The sequence below is a fragment of the Dysosmobacter sp. HCP28S3_G4 genome (genome assembly GCF_052065175.1).
Taxonomy (GTDB): Bacteria; Bacillota; Clostridia; order Oscillospirales; family Oscillospiraceae; genus Oscillibacter.
Genome location: NZ_JBQHUP010000005.1, coordinates 46855 through 66356, shown reverse-complemented (window position 1 = coordinate 66356; position 19502 = coordinate 46855). Strand labels below are relative to the sequence as shown.

At 63.4% G+C, this 19502-nt stretch carries 20 protein-coding genes and 1 riboswitch; of the genes, 9 read left to right on the top strand and 11 right to left on the bottom strand.

What is annotated here, in order from left to right; all coding sequences use genetic code 11:
- Both ACTNBU_RS02555 and miaB read right to left on the bottom strand, forming a co-directional pair.
- Entirely contained in the window at window positions 1-828 is an 828-nt protein-coding gene (locus tag ACTNBU_RS02555) for an MBL fold metallo-hydrolase (protein WP_441030403.1), read from the bottom strand.
- A 50-nt stretch (window positions 829-878) separates the two neighbouring features.
- The gene (gene miaB, locus ACTNBU_RS02550) at window positions 879-2291 is read right to left on the bottom strand and encodes a tRNA (N6-isopentenyl adenosine(37)-C2)-methylthiotransferase MiaB (RefSeq protein WP_441030401.1); all 1413 of its coding nucleotides are present in this window, start codon (window positions 2289-2291) and stop codon (window positions 879-881) included.
- Between the two features lie 593 nt (window positions 2292-2884).
- Window positions 2885-3047: riboswitch (M-box (ykoK) riboswitch) on the top strand.
- A gap of 104 nt (window positions 3048-3151) precedes the next feature.
- Between miaB and mgtE the strand changes: the two genes are divergently transcribed.
- On the top strand, window positions 3152-4543 hold the full coding sequence (gene mgtE / locus ACTNBU_RS02545) for a magnesium transporter (RefSeq protein ID WP_441030399.1): 1392 nt from the start codon (window positions 3152-3154) through the stop codon (window positions 4541-4543).
- 73 nt (window positions 4544-4616) lie between these two features.
- On the opposite strand, the gene aroQ is transcribed toward mgtE, so the two are convergent.
- The 9 genes from aroQ to ACTNBU_RS02500 all read right to left on the bottom strand — a co-directional run bounded on the left by aroQ (window position 4617) and on the right by ACTNBU_RS02500 (window position 13950).
- A complete protein-coding gene (aroQ, locus tag ACTNBU_RS02540) occupies window positions 4617-5042 on the bottom strand; it encodes a type II 3-dehydroquinate dehydratase (RefSeq protein ID WP_441030397.1) in 426 nt (141 codons plus the stop codon).
- Window positions 5023-6267 carry a shikimate kinase gene (locus ACTNBU_RS02535; RefSeq protein ID WP_441030395.1) on the bottom strand — a complete coding sequence of 415 codons (1245 nt, stop codon included), beginning with the start codon at window positions 6265-6267 and terminating at the stop codon, window positions 5023-5025. Before ACTNBU_RS02535 ends, aroQ begins: the two co-directional genes overlap by 20 nt.
- A gap of 3 nt (window positions 6268-6270) precedes the next feature.
- A complete protein-coding gene (locus ACTNBU_RS02530) occupies window positions 6271-7407 on the bottom strand; it encodes a bifunctional chorismate mutase/prephenate dehydratase (RefSeq protein WP_441030393.1) in 1137 nt (378 codons plus the stop codon).
- A gap of 67 nt (window positions 7408-7474) precedes the next feature.
- Window positions 7475-8560 carry a chorismate synthase gene (aroC, locus tag ACTNBU_RS02525; RefSeq protein WP_441030391.1) on the bottom strand — a complete coding sequence of 362 codons (1086 nt, stop codon included), beginning with the start codon at window positions 8558-8560 and terminating at the stop codon, window positions 7475-7477.
- Window positions 8550-9776, bottom strand: coding sequence for a 3-phosphoshikimate 1-carboxyvinyltransferase (locus ACTNBU_RS02520; protein WP_441030389.1), 1227 nt, complete (start codon window positions 9774-9776; stop codon window positions 8550-8552). The genes aroC and ACTNBU_RS02520 overlap by 11 nt, the downstream gene beginning before the upstream one ends.
- 2 nt (window positions 9777-9778) lie before the next feature.
- Window positions 9779-10849, bottom strand: a complete 1071-nt coding sequence (gene aroB, locus ACTNBU_RS02515; RefSeq protein WP_441030388.1) for a 3-dehydroquinate synthase — start codon at window positions 10847-10849, stop codon at window positions 9779-9781.
- 339 nt (window positions 10850-11188) lie between these two features.
- A complete protein-coding gene (locus tag ACTNBU_RS02510) occupies window positions 11189-12025 on the bottom strand; it encodes a prephenate dehydrogenase (RefSeq protein WP_441030386.1) in 837 nt (278 codons plus the stop codon).
- Window positions 12026-12029: 4 nt separating this feature from the next.
- Window positions 12030-13043 (bottom strand): 3-deoxy-7-phosphoheptulonate synthase, encoded by a 1014-nt coding sequence (gene aroF, locus ACTNBU_RS02505; RefSeq protein WP_441030384.1) that lies wholly within the window; start codon window positions 13041-13043, stop codon window positions 12030-12032.
- 358 nt (window positions 13044-13401) lie between these two features.
- Window positions 13402-13950: a zinc dependent phospholipase C family protein gene (locus ACTNBU_RS02500; protein ID WP_441030383.1), complete on the bottom strand. Its 549-nt coding sequence runs from the start codon at window positions 13948-13950 to the stop codon at window positions 13402-13404.
- A 406-nt stretch (window positions 13951-14356) separates the two neighbouring features.
- On the opposite strand from ACTNBU_RS02500, the gene ACTNBU_RS02495 reads away from it, so the two are divergent.
- The 8 genes from ACTNBU_RS02495 to ACTNBU_RS02460 all read left to right on the top strand — a co-directional run bounded on the left by ACTNBU_RS02495 (window position 14357) and on the right by ACTNBU_RS02460 (window position 19412).
- Window positions 14357-14722: a CidA/LrgA family protein gene (locus ACTNBU_RS02495; protein WP_441030382.1), complete on the top strand. Its 366-nt coding sequence runs from the start codon at window positions 14357-14359 to the stop codon at window positions 14720-14722.
- Window positions 14719-15399 carry an LrgB family protein gene (locus ACTNBU_RS02490; protein ID WP_441030380.1) on the top strand — a complete coding sequence of 227 codons (681 nt, stop codon included), beginning with the start codon at window positions 14719-14721 and terminating at the stop codon, window positions 15397-15399. The genes ACTNBU_RS02495 and ACTNBU_RS02490 overlap by 4 nt, the downstream gene beginning before the upstream one ends.
- Before the next feature lie 39 nt (window positions 15400-15438).
- The gene (locus ACTNBU_RS02485; protein WP_441030378.1) at window positions 15439-15858 is read left to right on the top strand and encodes a PPC domain-containing DNA-binding protein; all 420 of its coding nucleotides are present in this window, start codon (window positions 15439-15441) and stop codon (window positions 15856-15858) included.
- A gap of 81 nt (window positions 15859-15939) precedes the next feature.
- Window positions 15940-16440 (top strand): signal peptidase II, encoded by a 501-nt coding sequence (gene lspA / locus ACTNBU_RS02480; protein WP_441030376.1) that lies wholly within the window; start codon window positions 15940-15942, stop codon window positions 16438-16440.
- Entirely contained in the window at window positions 16412-17329 is a 918-nt protein-coding gene (locus ACTNBU_RS02475; RefSeq protein ID WP_441030374.1) for an RluA family pseudouridine synthase, read from the top strand. The genes lspA and ACTNBU_RS02475 overlap by 29 nt, the downstream gene beginning before the upstream one ends.
- Window positions 17330-17431: 102 nt before the next feature.
- Window positions 17432-18112 carry a DUF2461 domain-containing protein gene (locus ACTNBU_RS02470; protein ID WP_441030372.1) on the top strand — a complete coding sequence of 227 codons (681 nt, stop codon included), beginning with the start codon at window positions 17432-17434 and terminating at the stop codon, window positions 18110-18112.
- 240 nt (window positions 18113-18352) lie between these two features.
- Window positions 18353-18574 carry a hypothetical protein gene (locus ACTNBU_RS02465; RefSeq protein WP_441030370.1) on the top strand — a complete coding sequence of 74 codons (222 nt, stop codon included), beginning with the start codon at window positions 18353-18355 and terminating at the stop codon, window positions 18572-18574.
- A 160-nt stretch (window positions 18575-18734) separates the two neighbouring features.
- Entirely contained in the window at window positions 18735-19412 is a 678-nt protein-coding gene (locus ACTNBU_RS02460) for a JAB domain-containing protein (RefSeq protein ID WP_441030368.1), read from the top strand.
- Window positions 19413-19502 lie beyond the last annotated feature (90 nt).

Genomic DNA, 19502 nt, shown 5'->3' with positions numbered 1-19502 from the left:
TCAAAGCTCCGCCGCGAAACCGGCGGAGATGGACCGCAGGCGGTCCCCCAGAATGCCGTGGAGGACCCGGAAGGGGTACTCGCCGGTGCAGTGGCCGGTGTAGTAGACGGTGTCTCCCGGAAGCAGGGCGTGGCCGATCTGGTTCAGCAGCTTCTCCGAGGCGGGGGCCGCCGGGTCCAGCTGGAACAGATGGAAGCCGCCCACCACAGCGTCGGGCTGACGGCCCAGGATCTCCGCGCCCCGGCGCTGGATGTTGACGATGCCCCGGTGAGAGCAGCCCGCCACCAGCACGGACTTCCCCTCCGCGGTGATGAGCAGGTCCTGCTCATGGGCGAAGGTGTCGGGGATCAGATCCCCGGCGTCGTTCTTCCGCTTCAGGCGATGGCTGGTGTCCATGGTGGGGAAGTCCCCCGGCACGGCGTCGAACAACGTCAGCTCGTCGTCGATGCGGCAGACGCCCTCCACCACGGTGAAGCGGTGCCGGTACGATTCCAGACGGGGGTCCAGGCCGATGTAGTTGACGCCCTCCGGCGTCTGGGCGTAGTAGCCCTGGTCCGCGCCGGCGTGGACGTAAACCGCGGCGTGAACGTTCTTCTCAAAGAAGGTCAGCAGGCCATCGCTGTGGTCGCTGTGGCCGTGGGAGAGAACGGCGATGTCCACGGCGGACAGGTCCACCCCCAGCGCCTCCGCGTTGGCGGCGAAGTCGCCGTTGGGACCGGCGTCGAACAGGATGCGGTGCTTCGGCGTCTCAAAATACAGGCTCAGGCCGAAGTTGGCCCGGAACGCCTGGGAACAGGCGGTATTTTCCAGCAGGGTGACGAGTTTCATGGGAACCTCCTTGTACCGGCCCCTGGGGGGGCCGCGTCGTATTTCCGGCCTTACAGCGCCTCGCCGTAGAGGGCCCAGGTGTTGCTGCCGGTGATCTTCACATCCGCGAACCGGCCGATAAGGGACTTGTCCCCCTTCAGCCGCACCAGACGGTTGCCCTCCGTCCGGGAGGACAGGGGGAAGTCCGGGGCGTCGCTCTCACCGTCCACCAGCACCCGCTCCGTCTTGCCGATGTAGGCGGCGTGGAGGGCGGCGGACTGGGCGTTCTGGACCTCCAGCAGGCGGTCGAACCACTTCTGCTTCTCCTCCCGGGGCACGGGATCCGGCATCTCCGCCGCCTTCGTGCCGGGACGGGGGGAGAAGATGAAGGTGAACAGGGCGTCGAAGCCCACCTCCTGCACCAGGGAGACGGTGTCCATGGCCTCGGCCTCCGTCTCGCCGGGGAAGCCGATGATGACGTCGCTGGTCAGCACCAGCCCGGGCATGACGCTCTTGGCGTAGTTCACCAGCTCCAGATACTGCGCCCGGGTGTAGCGGCGGTTCATCTCCTTCAGCACCCGGTCGTTGCCGGACTGGAAGGGGAGATGGAGCTGTTTGGCCACGTGCCTGCACCGGGCCATGGTGTCGAATAATTTTTTCGTGGCGTCCTTGGGGTGGCTGGACATGAAGCGAATGAGATAGTCGCCGGGGATCCGGTCAATCTCCGCCAGCAGGTCCGCGAAGTCGTAGCCGGTGCGCAGGTCGTTGCCGTAGGAATTGACGTTCTGACCCAGCAGGGTAATGTCCTTGTACCCGGCTTCCACCAGCCCCCGGACCTCGTCCAGCACGCACTGGGGGTCCCGGCTCCGCTCCCGGCCCCGGACGTAGGGGACGATGCAGTAGGAGCAGAAATTGTTGCAGCCGTACATGATAGAGACCCAGGCCTTGATGTCCCCCTCCCGGCGGATGGGCAGGCCCTCGGCAATGGAGCCATGCTGGTCGGCCACGGAGAAGACCCGCTTATGGGTCTGATACACCTGCCACAGCAGCTCCGGGAACTTCCACAGGGCATGAGGGCCGAAGACCAGATTCACATGGGGATAGGACCGCTTCACCCGCTCCGATACCCGGGGCTCCTGGGCCATGCAGCCGCACAGGCAGATGACCTGCTCCGGGTGGGCCTTTTTCGTGTGGGTCAGGGCGCCCAGATTGCCGAAGACCCGGTCCTCGGCGTGCTCCCGGACGGCGCAGGTGTTCAGGATCACCAGATCGGCGTCCTCCGGCCGGTCCGTAAAGGAGAAGCCCATGCCGGCCAGCATACCCTGTAACATCTGGCCGTCGGCCACGTTCTGCTGGCAGCCGAAGGTGTCCACGCAGGCCAGGGGATGGGCCTCCCGGGCGTCGAACATGGCCTTGATCTTCTGTTGAAAATCCCGCTGGCGTTCCAGGTCCGCGGGAGAGACCAGTACATCTTTCCGTTCCAAAGGTGTTCCTCCAAATGCAGATACTTTAACTAATCTATCATAGCATAAAAGGCAAAAAACCACAAGACCAATCTGCTGGAAGATGTTGCGGCGAAAAGAAATCGGAACCGGACAAACAGGAGGCCACGCCCCTTCCGGGCGGAGCCTCCTGCTGCGCAAAATCTCAATATCCCTCGCTGACCGCTTTCCACGTTCCGACAGAGCACCGCAGCGTGCTGGACCGATCCGGCTCCTGAAGAACGCCGCCTCCGGACGCGGACGGAGAAGGTGACCGTCTCCCCATCTGCACGCTCCGGCTCCATGGACCACCTCGAACACCATACCGGCGTAGTAGTTTTCAATGACCTGCTCTGACCGGGCTTCAAACAGCCGGATGATCTCGTTGTTGTCCATGTTCCGTCACCTCCCGTGCCCCGCTGCATCTCATGCGTATACGACCGGTCCGGAGACGGATATTACAGCCTTTTCCCCAAAAATTTTCAAAGCAGGAAAAAGTGAAAAGACCATGTAAAAGGAAACATCCTTTTTTGGAAAATCCCTGACATTCGGGTTGACAACAGGGGAAATTGGGCATACCATTATAATATTAATTATATAACGTCCGGTAGGTAAGGCTACCACAGGGATATGGGTTGCTGCCGCAGAGTGATGGAGACATCATGAGAGGGTTTGAACAGGCGATATCGAATGTCAAGGTATCATCTAACGCAACTGCACCGCCTTGTGAGGCTAAAGCTTGAACGGTGCGGAGCCTGTGGGCTTCCGGCGGCGGATTTTGATATCCCCGGCTGTTTCCGGACGGAGCGGCCGGGGCTTTTGTATCATCGGGCCGCACTATTTCGGGAAAGGAGGACACGCGCGTGTTTGACTATGAGAATGAAAACGAACGGGCGGAGCTGGTAGAAAAAATTGAGGATCTGATCGTCCGAAAGCGTTACGCCGAGCTGCGTGACCTCCTGCTTCCCATGGAGGCGGCGGACATCGCCCTGATCATGGAGGATCTGGGCCCGGAGCGGATGCCGCTGGTGTTCCGCCTGCTGCCCAAGGAACTGGCGGCGGAGGTGTTCGTGGAACTGGACTCCGACGAACAGGAGCTGCTGATCCAGGGCTTCTCCAACACGGAGCTGAAGGAAGTGCTGGACGAGCTGTATCTGGACGATACCGTGGACATCGTGGAGGAGATGCCGGCCAACGTGGTCAAGCGCATCCTCCGCCACTCCGATCCGGAGACCCGGAAGAGCATCAACGAGATCCTGAAGTATCCGGAGGACTCCGCCGGCAGCATCATGACCACGGAGTTCGTGGATCTGAAGGAGCACCTGACGGTGGAGGACGCTCTGAAGCACATCCGCCGCACCGGGCCGGACAAGGAGACCATCAACGTCAGCTACGTCATCGACAGCAACCGCCACCTCATCGGCCTGGTGACCATCCGGACGCTGCTGCTGGCGGAGGACGATGCCAGGATCGGCGACATCATGGAGACCAACATCGTTTCTGTCCAGACGATGGACGACCAGGAGACGGTGGCCCAGGCCCTGAGCAAGTACGACTTCCTGGCTCTGCCGGTAGTGGACCGGGAGAACCGCCTGGTGGGCATCGTCACCGTCGACGACGCCATCGACGTTCTGCAGGAGGAGACCACCGAGGATATCGAGAAGATGGCCGCCATCCTGCCCTCCGACAAGCCCTACCTCAAGACCGGTGTGTTCGAGACCTGGAAGGCCCGCACCCCCTGGCTGATGATCCTGATGCTCTCCGCCACCTTCACCGGCATCATCCTCACCCACTTTGAGGACGCCCTGGCGTCCTGCGCCATCCTGACCTCGTTTATCCCCATGCTCTCCGGCACCGGCGGCAACAGCGGCACCCAGGCCTCCACCGCCATCATCCGCGCCCTGTCCCTGAACGAAGTCCGCTTTTCCGATCTGCTGCAGGTCATCTGGAAGGAATTCCGGGTATCCATCATCTGCGGCATCTGTCTGGCAGCGGCCAACTTTGTGAAGATGATGCTCATTGACCGCTGGCTGCTGCACAATCCCACCGTGACGCCCATGGTGGCGCTGGTAGTGTGCTGCACGCTGGTGGGCACCGTGCTGTGTGCCAAGCTGGTGGGCTGCTCCCTGCCCATCCTGGCGGAGAAGATCGGCTTCGACCCGGCTGTCATGGCTTCCCCCTTCATCTCCACCATCGTGGACTCCCTGTCCCTGCTGATCTACTTCCGCTTCGCCACGCTCATCCTGGGCATCTGATATTGGACAGGAACTGAAAAACCGCCGCCGGACTGGAACACCAGTCCGGCGGCGGTTTTCTGTCGAAGCGGGATCACTTCCCGCAGAGGAACCGAAGAGCTTCCACATAGCCCTGGAAGCCGTGGCCCTTGATGGTGGCGGCGCAGGCCGCCCGGATGTAGGAGATCTTCCGAAACTCGTCCCGGGTGTCCGGATCGGAGATGTGGACCTCCACCGTGGGGATGCCAACGGCCTTCACCGCGTCCAGCAGAGCCACGCTGGTGTGGGTGTAGGCGGCGGGATTGATGATGATGCCGTCCATCTTCCCGTAGGCGGCCTGGATGGCGTCCACGATGGCCCCCTCGTGGTTGGACTGGAAGAACTCCACCTGCACCCCCAGCGCCTCCGCCTCCTGGCGGATCAGCTCACACAGGTCCGCGTAGGTGGCCCTGCCGTAGATATCCGGCTCCCGGATGCCCAGCATGTTGAGGTTGGGGCCGTTAATCACCAGAATGTTCACAGAAATCCCTCCAGATGGCCGCCGCGGTGTCCGCGGCGGCGCCGTTGTTGTCGATCTGCGCGTCCCGGAACCGGGCGTACATGGGCGCCCGCTCCGCGTACATGGCGTGCAGATCCGTGGTCTGAGACAGGGGCCGGCCGTCGGTGGGCAGCACGTCCAGGGAGCGGCTCAGCTCGTAGATGCGGCCGTTCTGGTGGAGGGACGGATAGTTCCGGCCGTCCTTCACCACGCCGCCGCCGGTGAGGATGATCTTTCCGGACAGCTTGCCGGCGTTGGCGGTCTCCTGCCACTCCAGGTCCCGGAAGACCGGCTCGCCGTCCTGGGCGAAAATGTCCGGGATGCTCTTGCCCGCCCGGGCCACGATGGCCTCGTCCACGTCCAGGGCCTCCCGGCCCGTCAGCTCCGCCAGGGCGTGGCCGATGGTGGTCTTGCCGCTGCCGGGCATGCCAATGAGGACGATATTCTGGGTGTCCCGCCGGAGCTGGGCCAGAATGCGCTCGTTCTCGCTGTCCGGGATGGTCTTGTCAAAGAAGTGCTCCTCCGCCGCCACAGCCTGGGCCACCAGCATGGGCAGACCGTCGGAATGGGGGATGCCCAGCTCCTCCGCCTGGAGCAGCAGGGCCGTCCGGCGGGGATTGTACACCACGTCCAGTACGCCGGTGCAGTGGGGGAAGTCCCGCAGGTCCACCGCCGCCTTTCCCACGTCCGGATAGGTGCCTACGGGCGTGGTGTTCACCACGATATCCGCGTCCGCGTGGCGGGAGAGGTTCTGGTAGTTGTTCTCGCCGCTGCGGGAGATCACCGCGATCTCCCGGGCGCCTAGCTTTTTCGCCATGGCCCGGGCGGTGAGGGACGCGCCGCCGCTGCCCAGGATGACGGCCTTTTTCCCGGCGAAGCTGATGCCCGCCCGGCGGGCCATCCAGCAGAAGCCGGCAGCGTCGGTGTTGTAGGCGTACAGCTTGCCGTCCGCCCGGCGGACGATGGTGTTGACGCTGCCGATGGCCAGCGCCGCCTCGTCGATGACGTCGCAGCAGGGCATCACGTCCCGCTTGTAGGGGATGGTGACGTTCAGGCCGCCGATATCCTCCCGACGGAGAAAGTCCGCCAGCTCCTCCGGCTCCAGCTCAATGAGCCGGTAGCTCTCACAGCCGAGGGCGCGGTGGATGGGAGGGGACCAGCTGTGGCCCAGCTTCCGGCCCAGCAGGCCGTAGATCTTCTCTCCCATGGCTCACACTTCCGCGTAGTTGCCCAGGAACTGGAACTGGGCGCAGCTGCGCTCCATCTCCTCCAGCATGGCCAGCACGCTGGCGTCCCGGACGGAGGCATCCAACTCCAGGAAGAAGATGAACTCGAAATCGCTGCCGGCCACAGGGCAGGACTCCAGCTTCGTCAGGTTGATGTCCAGCGCCGCCAGCTTGGACAGGATGTCGTACAGGGCGCCGGGGCGGTTCTCGAAGGCAATGACCAGGGAGATACGGTTGGCGCCGGCGTAGATGGCGGGGTCCTTGGTGACGCAGATGAACCGGGTGTAGTTGTTGTCGCTGTCCTGGATGCGGTCGTTGAGGCACTCCAGACCGTACAGCGCCGCACAGGGATGGGAGGAGATGGCGGCGACGTGGCGGCTGCCGCTCTCGGCCACCATCTTGGCGGCCACGGCGGTGTTGGCGCAGGGGACCACCCGGATGCCGCTGAGACCGCCCAGGAACTTGGAGCACTGGCCGATGGCCTGCTCATGAGAGTAGATCTCCGTGATGTCCTCCATCTTCACGCCGGGCAGGGTCAGCAGCTCGTGGCGGATACACAGCCGGGTGGAGCGGACGATGGACAGGTTGTGGGTCTGCAGCAGCTCATATACCTTCCGGACGGAGCCGTTGGAGCTGTTTTCAATGGGCAGCACGCCGAACTTGCACAGGCCGGACTCCACGGCGGAGACCACGGCGTCAAAGGTCTTCACATAGACGATGTTGCCCCGGGGCAGCAGCTTGTCGCAGGCCACCTGGGAGTTGGCGCCCTCCACGCCCTGGCAGGCCACCAGGCCCGTCTGGGGGAAGATCTCGCCGCCGGCGGCCAGGGACGCCTTCACCTGGGCCTCCACCTTGGTGGGGGCGGTCAGCAGTTCCGCCTGCCGGGACCGGGCCAGCTCAAACAGGGTGGAGAACAGGTGATAGGCGTAGCGCTCCTTGTCGCCGGACTTCTCCATGACCTTCGCCAGGATGTCCCGCTCCCGCTGCTTGTTCATAATGGGCAGATGATGCTCGTTTTTGTAGGCGGCGACCTCCTCCGCCAGCCCCATGCGCTCCAGGAACAGCTGCAGGAGCTGATCGTCCACAGCGTCGATCCGGGTCCGGATTTCATTGAGTTCCATAGGGGTTCCCTCCATATATCAAAATATCAGAAAATATCAGATCTCGGTCTCACACGGCACCGGCGGCTCAGAGACCGCCGTTTTCCAGCAGAACGTCCAGCAGCACCGCCGCCGTCACCGCCTCCGCCACCGGCACGGCCCGGTGAGCGATGCAGGGGTCGTGACGGCCCCGGACCACCAGCTCCGCGTCCTCCATGTTCGGGAGACTGACGGTGTGCTGGGGCTTGGAGATAGACGGCGTGGGCTTCATGGCCAGCTGGAACACCAGGGGCATTCCGGTGGAGATGCCGCCCAGGATACCGCCGGCATGGTTGGACGTGGTGACGACCCGCCCGTCCTCCACGGTGAAGGGGTCATTGTTCTCGGAGCCCCGGCACCGGGACGCAGCGAAGCCCGCCCCAAACTCCAGGCCCTTCACGGCGGGGATGCCGAACAGCGCCGCGGCCAGACGGTTCTCCAGCCCGTCGAACATGGGGTCCCCCAGTCCGGCGGGGAGACCCACGGCGGCGCACTGGATGACGCCGCCCACGGAGTCCCCGTCCTTCCGGGCGGCCAGAATGGCCGCCTGCATCCGCTCGCCCGCGCCGTCGTCCAGTACCGGGAAGGCCTTGGCAGCCACGGCGTCAAACAGCGCCGCGTCAGGCCGCAGGGGGAAGGGCTGATCCGGGATGCCCGCCACCTCCAGCAGATGGGCGCCCACGAAGATGCTCCGCCGGGCCAGGATCTGCTTGGCGATGCCGCCGGCGATGCACAGCGGCGCCGTCAGGCGGCCGGAGAAGTGTCCGCCGCCCCGCATATCCGCCGCGCCGTGCCACTTGACCCAGGCAGTGTAGTCCGCGTGACCGGGCCGGGGCTTCTCCCGCAGCTCATCGTAGTCCGAGGAGTGCTGGTCTCCGTTTTCAATGATGGCGCACAGCGGAAAGCCGCAGGTGACGCCGTTCTCCAGACCGGACAGGAACACCGGGGCGTCCGCCTCCTTCCGGGAAGTGGACAGGGGACTCTTGCCGGGTTTCCGCCGGGCCATGAAGGCGTTCAGGGCATCCGGGTCGATGGATTCCCCGGCGGGGAGCCCGTCGATGTTCACGCCGATGGCCTTGCCGTGGGACTGGCCGAAGACGGAGATCTTCAGCGTTTTGCCGAATTCAGAGGACATGGACGTCACCTCCCAGACGTTTGTAATCATCCCAGAAGCCGGGATAGGATTTCCGCACCGCCTCGGCCCCCAGAATGGTCACGGGACCGGCGGAGCGGGTGGCGGCGATGGCCGCCGCCATGACGATGCGGTGGTCGTTGGCCCCGTCCACCGTGCCGCCGGTGAAGGCGGACACGCCCCGGACCGTCAGGCTGTCGGGGCCCTCTTCCGCCTGCCCGCCCAGGGCGTTCAGCAGGGCGGCGGTGGTCTTCAGCCGGTCGCTCTCCTTGATGCGGAGCCGGGCGGCATTGACGAAGCGGGTGGTGCCCTGCCGGATGGACGCCATTACCGCCATGGGCGGCAGCAGATCCGGACAGCCGGACACGTCGATGTCCGCGTCTCCGGGCTGCGTCAGCCGCTCATAGTGGGCGGCAACGATCCGGTCGCCCTGGGTGGAGTCGGGGTCCAGTCCCTGAAGCTCCACCGGGCTTCCCAGCGCCTTTGCGGCGTACCAGAAGCCCGCCTGGGACCAGTCCGCCTCCACGGCGGCGTCCACGGGCCGGTAATCGGCGGGCGTCACACGATAGCTCTGCCGGTCAGCGCCTATTTCCGGGGCGGCACCCGCCTGGGCCATGGCCTCCAGGGTCATGCTGATGTAATCCGAGGACTCCAGCGCCGTGGTGGAGACGATGGAGCTGTCCCCGTCCAGCAGCGGCAGGGCGAACAGCAGGCCGGTGAAGAACTGGCTGGACACGTTGCCGGGCAGACGGTATTCCCCCGGCACCAGCCGTCCCCGGACGGTGAGGACGCCGTCCGTCTGCTCATGGAAGATGCCCCGCTCGTCGAACAGATCAAAGTAGGGCTTTTGGGGCCGCTCCATCAGCCGCCCCCGGCCGGTGAATACGCCGCCTCCGGCGGCCGCCAGGGCGATGGGGATGAAGAACCGCAGAGTGGAGCCGGACTCCCCGCAGTCCAGCAGGGGCAGTTCCCCGGACGCGGGACTTTTCCCACCGAAGCCTTGGATGGTGAGGACACCCTCCGACGGCTGCTCCCACTGTCCGCCCAGGGCGGTGATGCACCGCAGGGTGGCCTGGATGTCCTGGGACATGGCCACGTTCCGGACAGTGCTGACGCCGCTGCCCAACGCGGCGGCGATGATCAGCCGGTGGGCCATGGACTTGCTGGGGGGCGGCGTCACGGCGCCGGCCAGACGCCGGGGTTCGATGCGCACGTCCATGGTCAGCCCTCCAGTCCGGCGGCGAATACCGCCTCCAGCTCCGTCACCGGAATGGTCTTCATATAGCAGTCGCCGATCCGCCGGGGGATCACCAGGGAGATGGTGCCGCCCCGGCGCTTCTTGTCGGACAGGGCGGCCTCCGCCAGCTCCTTTGCGGTGTACTCCGTGGAGGTGGGCAGATGGTTCCGCCGCAGCACGGCGGCGATGCGCTCCGCGCAGGGCTCCTCGCACCAGCCCAGCTTCTCCACCGCCCGGGCGATCAGCACCATGCCGATGGCCACGGCGTGGCCGTGGGTGATGGTGAAGCCCGCGCACTTCTCAATGGCGTGTCCGGCGGTGTGGCCCAGATTCAGCGTCCGGCGGACGCCATTGTCCTTCTCGTCCTGCTCCACCACGCTGCCCTTGAAGGCGATGCACCGGGCCGCCACCTCACCGATGTCCGCCTGGAGATCGTCGGTATCGAACAGGGCAAACAGGCTCTCGTCGCTGAGGACGCCGGTCTTGATGGCCTCGGCGGCGCCGTCGGCGAAGACGTGGGGCGGCAGGGTGCGGAGGGTGTCCGTGTCACAGAGGACGGCGGAGGGCTGGAGGAACACGCCCGCCAGATTCTTGCCCGCCTTGAGATCAATGGCGGTCTTGCCGCCCACGGAGGAGTCCACGGCGGACAGCAGGGTGGTGGGCAACTGGACATAGCGGATGCCCCGGAGATAGCATCCGGCGGCAAAGCCTGCCATGTCGCCGCACACGCCGCCGCCCAGGGCCACGACGCAGTCGGAACGGGTCAGATGCTCCGCCGCCAGAAATTCCAGGATATCGGATAAGGTGTCCAGATTTTTATGGGCCTCTCCCGCCGGATAGATATAGGTGCTCACCGGATAGCCCGCCTGACGCAGGCTGTCCGTCATGGTGTCCAGATACAGAGGGGCCACGGTGGAATCCGCCACCACGGCCAGATGGCACATGCCCACGGCATCCAGCAGATAAGAGCCGCATCGGGCCAGCAGACCGCCGCCGATGTGGACCTGATAGGGGGGATTCACGCGGATATCAACAGTTTTGATGGAGTCAGACATAACGGTACATCCTTATATATGAATGAATAGATGGGAATAGGTCAGAGAATTGCGGCGTTTCCCGCAGCCGCCGACCCGGGAAAAGGGTTGGGTGGGAACCAGCGGTTCCCACCCAATTCTTTCGCCTCCGGCGAAAGAACAAAGGGAGGGGCCAGGGAACCGTAGGTTCCCGGTTGCTCCGCCCAAGGGGCGGAGCAATCTGCCGGAATCATTTTTCCGGCGGCGTGTACGTCGGAAAAATACCTTGACTCGTGCGCCATTGGGCGCACACACCAGTGACCGACGTCACTGGTGGTGGGGGTTCCTCAAGGGGGAGCCTGCTCCCCCTTGAAGCCTGCGTCAGTGACCGCCTGCCGACGCCTTCTTCTCCCGGCCGTCCTTCAGCAGGTCGTGGAGCTTCTGGGCGTCCCGGTCCTTCAGCACGGCGGCGTACTCCTGAAGGTGCTGGATCAGGATATCCAGCTCCTCCGTCAGATAGTCCGCGTCGTCCAGGAACAGCTCGGTCCACATGTCCTCGTCCAGACGGGCTACCCGGGTCATATCCCGGAAGCTGCCGGCGGAGAAGCCCCGGCGGCGCTGGGCCTCGGGGGACTTGATGTAGGCGCTGGAGACGATATGGGCCAGCTGGGAGGTGTAGGCGATGATGCGGTCGTGCTCCTCCGGGGTGGAGAAGGTCAGCCCCGCGAAGCCTACATCCAAAAAGAAAGCCTTCAGGATATCCAGCTGCCGCATGTCCGTCCGCTTGTCAGGGGTCAGGATCATGGAAGCGCCTACGTACAGATCCTCTGTGGCGGAGGTGAAGCCGCCCCGCTCCTTGCCGGCCATGGGATGGCCGCCGATATAGGCGAAGCCGTGCGCCTCGGCGATGGGGGAGATGGCTGCCACCACGGTGCGCTTCACGCCGCACAGATCCACCAGAATGGCGGATTTGGCGATCCTGTCCGCGTGGTCTCTCACCCAGTCGATGGCAGCCTGGGGCCGGATGGCCACCAGGATCAGGTCACACTGGGGCAGCGTCTCGTCTGTCAGCGCTCCGTCGATGGCGCCGCACATCCGGGCCATCATCAGGGTCTCCTCGCTGCGGGCGATGCCGTACACCGTGTGGCCGGTGCGGGCTTTGATGCTTTTGGCCATGGAGCCTCCGATGAGGCCCAGACCCACAATACCAACATTCATACAATCAATCCTCCAGCGTCTTCATCATCTCGTGGAGCTTCAGCAGCTTCTTCGCCACCTGGTCGAAGGTCTCCGGCCGCAGGGACTGGGGGCCGTCGCAGCGGGCGTGGGCGGGGTCGTTGTGAACCTCGATCTGCAGGCCGTCACAGCCGGTGGCCACAGCGCCCAGGGCCAGGGGCTCCACCAGCCAGTTCTTGCCGGTGGCGTGGCTGGGATCGATGATAATGGGCAGATGGGTCAGCTTCCGCAGCACGGGGATGGCCGCCAGATCCAGGGTGTTCCGGGTGTAGCTCTCAAAGGTGCGGATGCCCCGCTCACACAGGATGACGTTCTGATTGCCGCCGGCCATGACGTACTCGGCGCTCATGAGCCACTCCTCGTAGGTGGCGGACATGCCCCGCTTGATCATGACGGGCTTCTCCTGCCGGCCCACGGCCTTCAGCAGATCGAAGTTCTGCATGTTCCGGGCGCCAATCTGGATGACGTCCACGTTCTTGAACAGGGGCAACTGGCTCAAATCCATCAGCTCGGTGACGATGGGCAGGCCGGTCTCCTCCTTGGCGATCTCCAGGTACTTCAGACCGGTCTCGCCCAGGCCCTGGAAGGAGTAGGGGGAGGTGCGGGGCTTGAAGGCACCGCCCCGGAGCATGGTAGCGCCGCTGGCCTTCACGGCCTTGGCGATGGCCACCACCTGCTCCTCGCTCTCCACGGAGCAGGGACCGGCCATGAGGGTCAGATTGCCGCCGCCCACCTGGGTGTTGCCCACGTGGATGATGGTGTCCTCGGGGTGGAACTTCCGGTTGGCGTTCTTATAGGGCTCCTGGACCCGCTTCACGTCCTCCACGATGTCCAGCGCGGAGATCAGGTCGATGTCCAGCTTGGAGGTGTCGCCCACCAGGCCCAGAATGGTGTGGGCCTCGCCGATGCTGGTGTGGATGGAGATGCCCTTGTCCTGGAGCCAGGAGATGAGACTGTCCAGTTGGTCGCGGTTGGGGTTTTGCTTCAGAATGACGATCATGATTGCTTCCTCCTAAAATTTTTTAACGGTTTTTGTTTTGTTTTTGGTTGGTGAAACAGAAAAGACCCGCAGCCGGTTCGGCTGCGGGTCGTCATGCGCACTGGGGAACTCTGACAACTCCTGCATTCAAGCGTTCGCGCTTTCAGCCAAACCGAAATAAGCCTTACCCGTAAAGTAGGTAAAGCTAAAGTAGCGGTATTCGGCAGCGCGAGACAGCGTCATCATGGTACAGGGTCTCCTTGATTCTTTAGATGTTTAAAGCATAACACACGCAAATGGAAAAGAAAATTGTCAATACGGACAAATGATATGGGGAACAACGCAAAAATATTGGGCGTTTTGACAAAGAATGGGGCGCTTATGCGGCCTGGGGTAGCACAGAGCTCATCAGCAGCTCATTGGCTGCCAGGATGAAGCGGATGTCCCGCCGCAGGTCGGACCGGACGGCCAGATACTGCTGGTGGAGCTGGTGGATGGCGTCGGCCACATCCTTTTCACTGCGGGCGCGGAAAGGCGCACAGTCGGCCAGATACCGGGCGAACTGGAGGCGCAGATCGTCCTCATAGCGGCGGTGCTCCAGCAGGGAGTCCGTGTAGGTCTCATTATGGGGGAAGGTGAAGGCGTCCGCCAGATAGTGGGTCAGCTTCCCTAACGTATAGTACTGCCACATGGTCCAATGGGTGCTGCGCTGGAGCCCGGCAATGTGCCGTTCGATATACGAATGGGAGTTGGAGAAATTGTGGCCCATGAATTTCTGCGCCCGAAGGGAACCCTTCAGATAGGAGAGGGGATTGCAGTCCGGCTGAAAGGAGCCGAACAGGAAGGCCAATTCATACCGCTTCTTCCGGAAGCCGTCCCGGCGGTCCAGCAGCGTCTGGGCCAGCAGCTTGTGACTTCTTTTTTGCAAGGCGCACCTCCAGGGGAGAATTGCAGAACCTGTATGCCCGGACTGTGCATGCAAATTCAAAACTGCGGTCAGTATAACACGGTGTTGGAAGAAAGCGCAAGCGGCAAAACGTGAAATTTGGATGAAATTTTCCGAGACGCGCCGTTTTCTCTCCCCGGCAGAGTCGGGCGGGAAAGAGACAAGAAGCCTGGAAATTCCCGGGCCGTCCTTGGCGCTTTCGACGAAATCCGGTGTTTTTGGGCGCTGCCCGTCCTTTTTGTTTGACATCCACCCTGCGGGTCCTTAAAATAATGTCTGCTGATCCGGCCGCGCCAAGCGGCTTTCCGGCGGTGCCGTCCCGCCCCGCGGCACGGGGAAAACGGGGGACTGTTCCCGGCACCGCAGACATAGAAAGGTGGAGGTTTTCTTGAAAATTCTGGGACAGATCGGTATTATTTTCGGCATCTGCTGGGCGAGCCAGTGTATTGAGCAGGTGCTGCCCGTCTCATTTCCCGCCAGCGTCATCGGGCTGGTGCTGCTGCTGATCCTGCTGCTGGCGCGGGTGCTGCGGGTGGATCATATCCGGGAGAAATCCGACTTTCTCCTGGGTAATCTGCCCTTTTTCTTCGTGCCCTCCGTGGTGAGCATCATGAACTACGCAGGCGTCATCTGGGCCAATATCGTGCCCTTTCTCACCATCTGCGTGGTGTCGCTGTTCCTGACCTACGGCGCCACCGTCTGGACGGTGCGTCTGGTGATGGCCCTGATGAAGAAAAAGGAGGCGTCCCGATGAGCGCACTGACCGGTTCTGTCTATTTCGGCGCGGGCCTGTCCATCATCGCCTACTGGATCGGCGTGAAGATCCAGAAAAAGACCGGCCTTGTGGTATGCAACAGCCTGCTCATCGCCGGACTGCTGATCGTGGCGGTGCTGAAGCTCACCGGCATCTCCTACGAGGACTACAACCAGGGCGGCAGCATCATCACCCTGTTCCTGGCCCCGGCCACGGCCTGCCTGGCGGTGACCATTTACTCCAAGATCGACCTGCTGAAGAAGTACTGGCTGCCGGTGGTGGCGGGCTGTCTGGCGGGTACGCTGGTGTCCATGGGCAGCATCCTGCTGATGTGCCGCCTGTTCGGCCTGGACCATGAGATGACCATGTCTCTGCTGCCCAAGTCTGTCACCACCCCCATCGCCACCGCCGTGGCGGGGGGCCACGGCGGCATCGTCTCCATCGCCGTGGCGGCGGTGATCTTCACCGGCATTCTGGGGAACCTGACGGCACCGCTGCTAATCCGGCTGTTCCGGGTGAAGGAGCCGCTGGCCGTGGGCCTGGGCCTGGGGGCGTGCAGCCACGCCATCGGCACCGCCAAGGCGCTGGAGCTGGGAGAGACTCAGGGCGCCATGAGCGGTCTGGCCATGGGCCTGTGCGGCCTGCTCACCGCCGTAGTGGCCCTGTTCATCGTGTAAGAGCTTATAGAGCCTATATTTATATCAGGAGGTATTTTTATGGAGTACAAACGGTTCGGCAACAACATCGTGGTCCGGATGGACCGGGGCGAGGACATCGTGGAGCAGGTGAAGGTCCTGGCGGAGCGGGAGCAGATCCGCCTGGCCTCTGTCCAGGCGCTGGGCGCCGTCAACGACTTCACCGTGGGCGTGTTCAACACGGAGACCAAGGTCTACGGCTCCAACCGCTTCCAGGGCCCCTATGAGATCGTGTCCCTCACCGGAACCATCGACACCATGGACGGCAAGTTCTACACCCATCTCCACATGAGCGCTGGCAACGCCCAGGGACAGGTCTTCGGCGGCCATCTGAACCGGGCGGTCATCAGCGCCACCTGCGAGATGATCGTCACCGTCATCGACGGCCAGTTGGACCGGCAGTTCAGTGAGGAGATCGGACTGAATTTGCTGAAGTTCTGAGTTTTCCGCCGGTCCGGCTTGCGTTTCCCCCAAAAAGCGTGTAGACTGTTTCACAAATCATCCACCGGGAGGAGAACAAACATGCTGTATGCTGTTTCCCTGATCCTGGCCGCCGTTTTGCTGGCTGCGGATCAGTGGGTAAAATACTGGGCCGTCACCCATCTGGCGCTGGGGGAGTCCTGCCCGCTGCTGCCGGGCTTCGTGGAGCTGCTGCGGGTCCACAACTACGGCGCCGCCTGGTCCAGCTTCTCCGGAATGCGGTGGCTTCTGGTGGGCGTCACCGCCGTCATTGTGGCGGCGGTGGCCTTTGTGCTGGCGCGCCGCATCGTCCGCCATCCCCTGGGCGTACTGGCCTGTGCCCTGATCATCTCCGGCGGCCTGGGCAACATTATCGACCGGCTACGGCTGGGCTACGTGGTGGATATGTTCAACTTCCAGTTCATGAGCTATCCTGTATTCAACGTGGCGGATATCTGCGTGGTGTGCGGCGCCTTCATGGGGGCGGCATACTATCTTTGGTTCTACGAAAAATACGACAAAAAGGGCGGACAGCATGGAGACATTGACGCTCCAACCGAATAAGGACGACGCGGGGAAGCGGATCGACGCCTGGCTGGCGTCCGTCCTGCCGGACACGACCCGCTCCGCCGCCGCACGCCTGCTGGAGGAGGGGAGCGTCCTCTGCGCCGGGAAGCCCCTGGCGAAGAACTACCGGCTCACCGGCGACGAGACGGTGGAGGTCTCCCTGCCGGACCCCGTCCCCCTGGACGCGGCGCCCCAGGACATCCCCCTGGACATCGTCTACGAGGACGGGGACGTCATTGTGGTGAACAAGCCCAAGGGACTGGTGGTCCACCCGGCGCCGGGCCATCCCGACGGCACGCTGGTGAACGCCCTGCTCTACCACTGCGGGGACAGCCTCTCCGGCGTGGGGGGCGCCCTGCGCCCCGGCATCGTCCACCGCATCGACCGGGACACCTCCGGCCTGATCATCGCGGCGAAAAACGACTTCGCCCATCAGAAGCTGGCGGCCCAGCTCCAGGACCACACCCTGGCCCGGACGTACCAGTGCGTCGTCACCGGGAACCTCCGGGAGGACAGCGGCACCGTGGATGCCCCCATCGGACGGCATCCCGTGGACCGGAAAAAGATGGCGGTGGTGGCCAATGGCCGTCCCGCCGTCACCCACTGGACCGTTCTGGCCCGGTATCCCGGCTTCACCTATGTGGAGTGCCGCCTGGAGACGGGCCGCACCCACCAGATCCGGGTGCATATGGCCTATCTGGGCCACCCCATCCTGGGGGACACGGTATACGGCGCGAAAAAGCCGGTGCCGGGGCTCCAGGGACAGTGCCTCCACGCCGTGGGACTGCGGTTCGTCCATCCCCGCACCGGGGAGATGGTGGAGCTGTCCTGTCCGCTGCCGGAGGAGTTCCGGGAGCAGCTGCGGAAGCTGGAGGCGAGGATGTGATGTCCGGCGGAGACCGGCGGTCTGCGGCTCCGCCGTGTCGGTCCGGACGATCCGACAGGCCGCTCAGACAGGCCATAAGTGATCAGAAGGAGAGGGAGACCCATGTTTCAGGGATTTGACGACACCACCGTGGACTTCATGTGGGGCATCCGCTTCAACAACGAGAAGCCCTGGTTCGAGGCCCACAAGCAGGAGTATCTGGACCATTTTTACACCCCCATGCGGGAACTGGGGGACGAGGTCTACGACCATATCGTCGGACAGCTGCCGGACTGCGGCCTGATTGGCAAGGTCTCCCGCATCTACCGGGACGCCCGGCGGCTCTTCGGCCGGGGACCCTACAAGGACCACCTCTGGCTCAGCGTGGAGCAGCCCCACGAACAGTGGACTGCCGCGCCCTGCTTCTGGTTCGAGCTGGGGCCGGAGAACTGGTCCTACGGCATGGGCTATTACATGGCCCGTCCGCTGACCATGGCCAAGCTCCGGGCCAGGATCGACCGGGACCCCGCACCCATGGAAAAGCTGACCCGGAAGCTGGAACGCCAGACGGAGTTCGTTCTGGACGGCCAGGAGTACAAGCGTCCCCGGAGCGCCGCTCCCTCCCAGCTGCTGGAGCCCTGGTATCTGAAGAAGAACTTTTCCATCGGCCATGAAGAACCGCTGACAGAGGAGCTGTTCAGCCGGGCCATCGTGGACCGGCTCCTCACCGGCTTCGACTTCCTGATCCCCTACTATCAGTATTTCGTCACACTGGAGGGCGATCCGGATCCCAGGGATCCCTGAGCCGGCCGAACGCCTCACCATATGCAGACGCAGGCCCGGCAGGGCCTGCGTTTTTTGCTCCGAGAGAATCTGTAAAGCGGGATTTATTGGCGAACAAAATTATAATATGCACAAAAAGAAAACGATTACTTTTAATAAATCTGATAAAATATATCGTTGACGCCGGAGGGGTGCACTGCTAGAATATGGGCGAACTCAGGGGCGCCGGAGCGCGTTCCGCAAAATGCAGGAAGTGATTGTATGACCAAGACTATCGATATCACCAGCAGGGATCAGGTGCGCCGGATCAGCGAACTGGCCAGCCGGATGCCCTATGAGGTGTGGCTGAGTACCGACACAGTGATGCTGGACGCCCGTTCCCTGCTGGGGCTGTACGCCCTGGTGGGCAAAAAGGCCCGTGTTGTGGCGGAGGACGATGTGAATCCCCGGTCCTTCAGCAGACTGGTGGAAAAAATGGCATGACTGCCCGGAGGGAGCCCAGCGCCGACAGGCGCCGGGCTCCTCTGCGTCAGTGCGATTCGGCATGGGACATGGACAAAAGAGATACTTGCCGGGCAGCAGGGAGAAATGGTATAATACTATATTCCGGTCATCAGCGGCCGGGCGGAAAGGGGAGAGGGGTATGGGCATCCACGACGGGCACCGGGAGAAGATGCGTCAGCGGTTTCTCAGCGGCGGCCTGGAGCACTTCGCCGACCATGAGGCGCTGGAGCTTCTGCTGTTCTACGCCATCCCCCGGAAGGACACCAACGAGACCGCCCATCTGCTGCTGGAGCGGTACGGCTCCCTCTCCGCCGTGTTCAACGCGCCGGTGGAGGATCTGATGAAGGCGGAGGGCATCGGCGAGAGCGCGGCGGTCTTTCTGAAGCTGGTTCCGGCGGTCTGCCAGAAGGCGAAGCTCAGCGGCGGCGGACGGGACGTGATCCTGAATACCACCGAGGAGACGGGGAACTATCTGATCGAGCGCTTCTCCGGCGAGACGGCGGAGGTCATCTACGCGTTGTGCATCGACCGGAAGGGAAAGCTGCTGGCCTGTAAGCGCATCGGCGAGGGCGACACCGCCAGCGCCGGTCTGAATATCCGCAAACTGGTGGAGTGCGCCCTGCTGACTGCCGCCAGCGGCGTGGTGCTGTCCCACAACCACCCCAGCGGCATCGCCCTGCCCTCACCGGAGGACTATGCCGCCACCGACCAGGCACAGAGAGCACTGTCCGCCATCAGCGTCCGGCTGCTGGACCATATCATCGTGGCGGACGGGGACTTCGTCTCCATGGCCGATTCAGGGATGCTGATGCGGTAATACGCCGGAAGAAAAATCGAACAGATGTTGCAATCCTGCAACGATCATAGTAAGATAGAGAGCGGAGAGACGGTCCCGCGGACAGGCCCG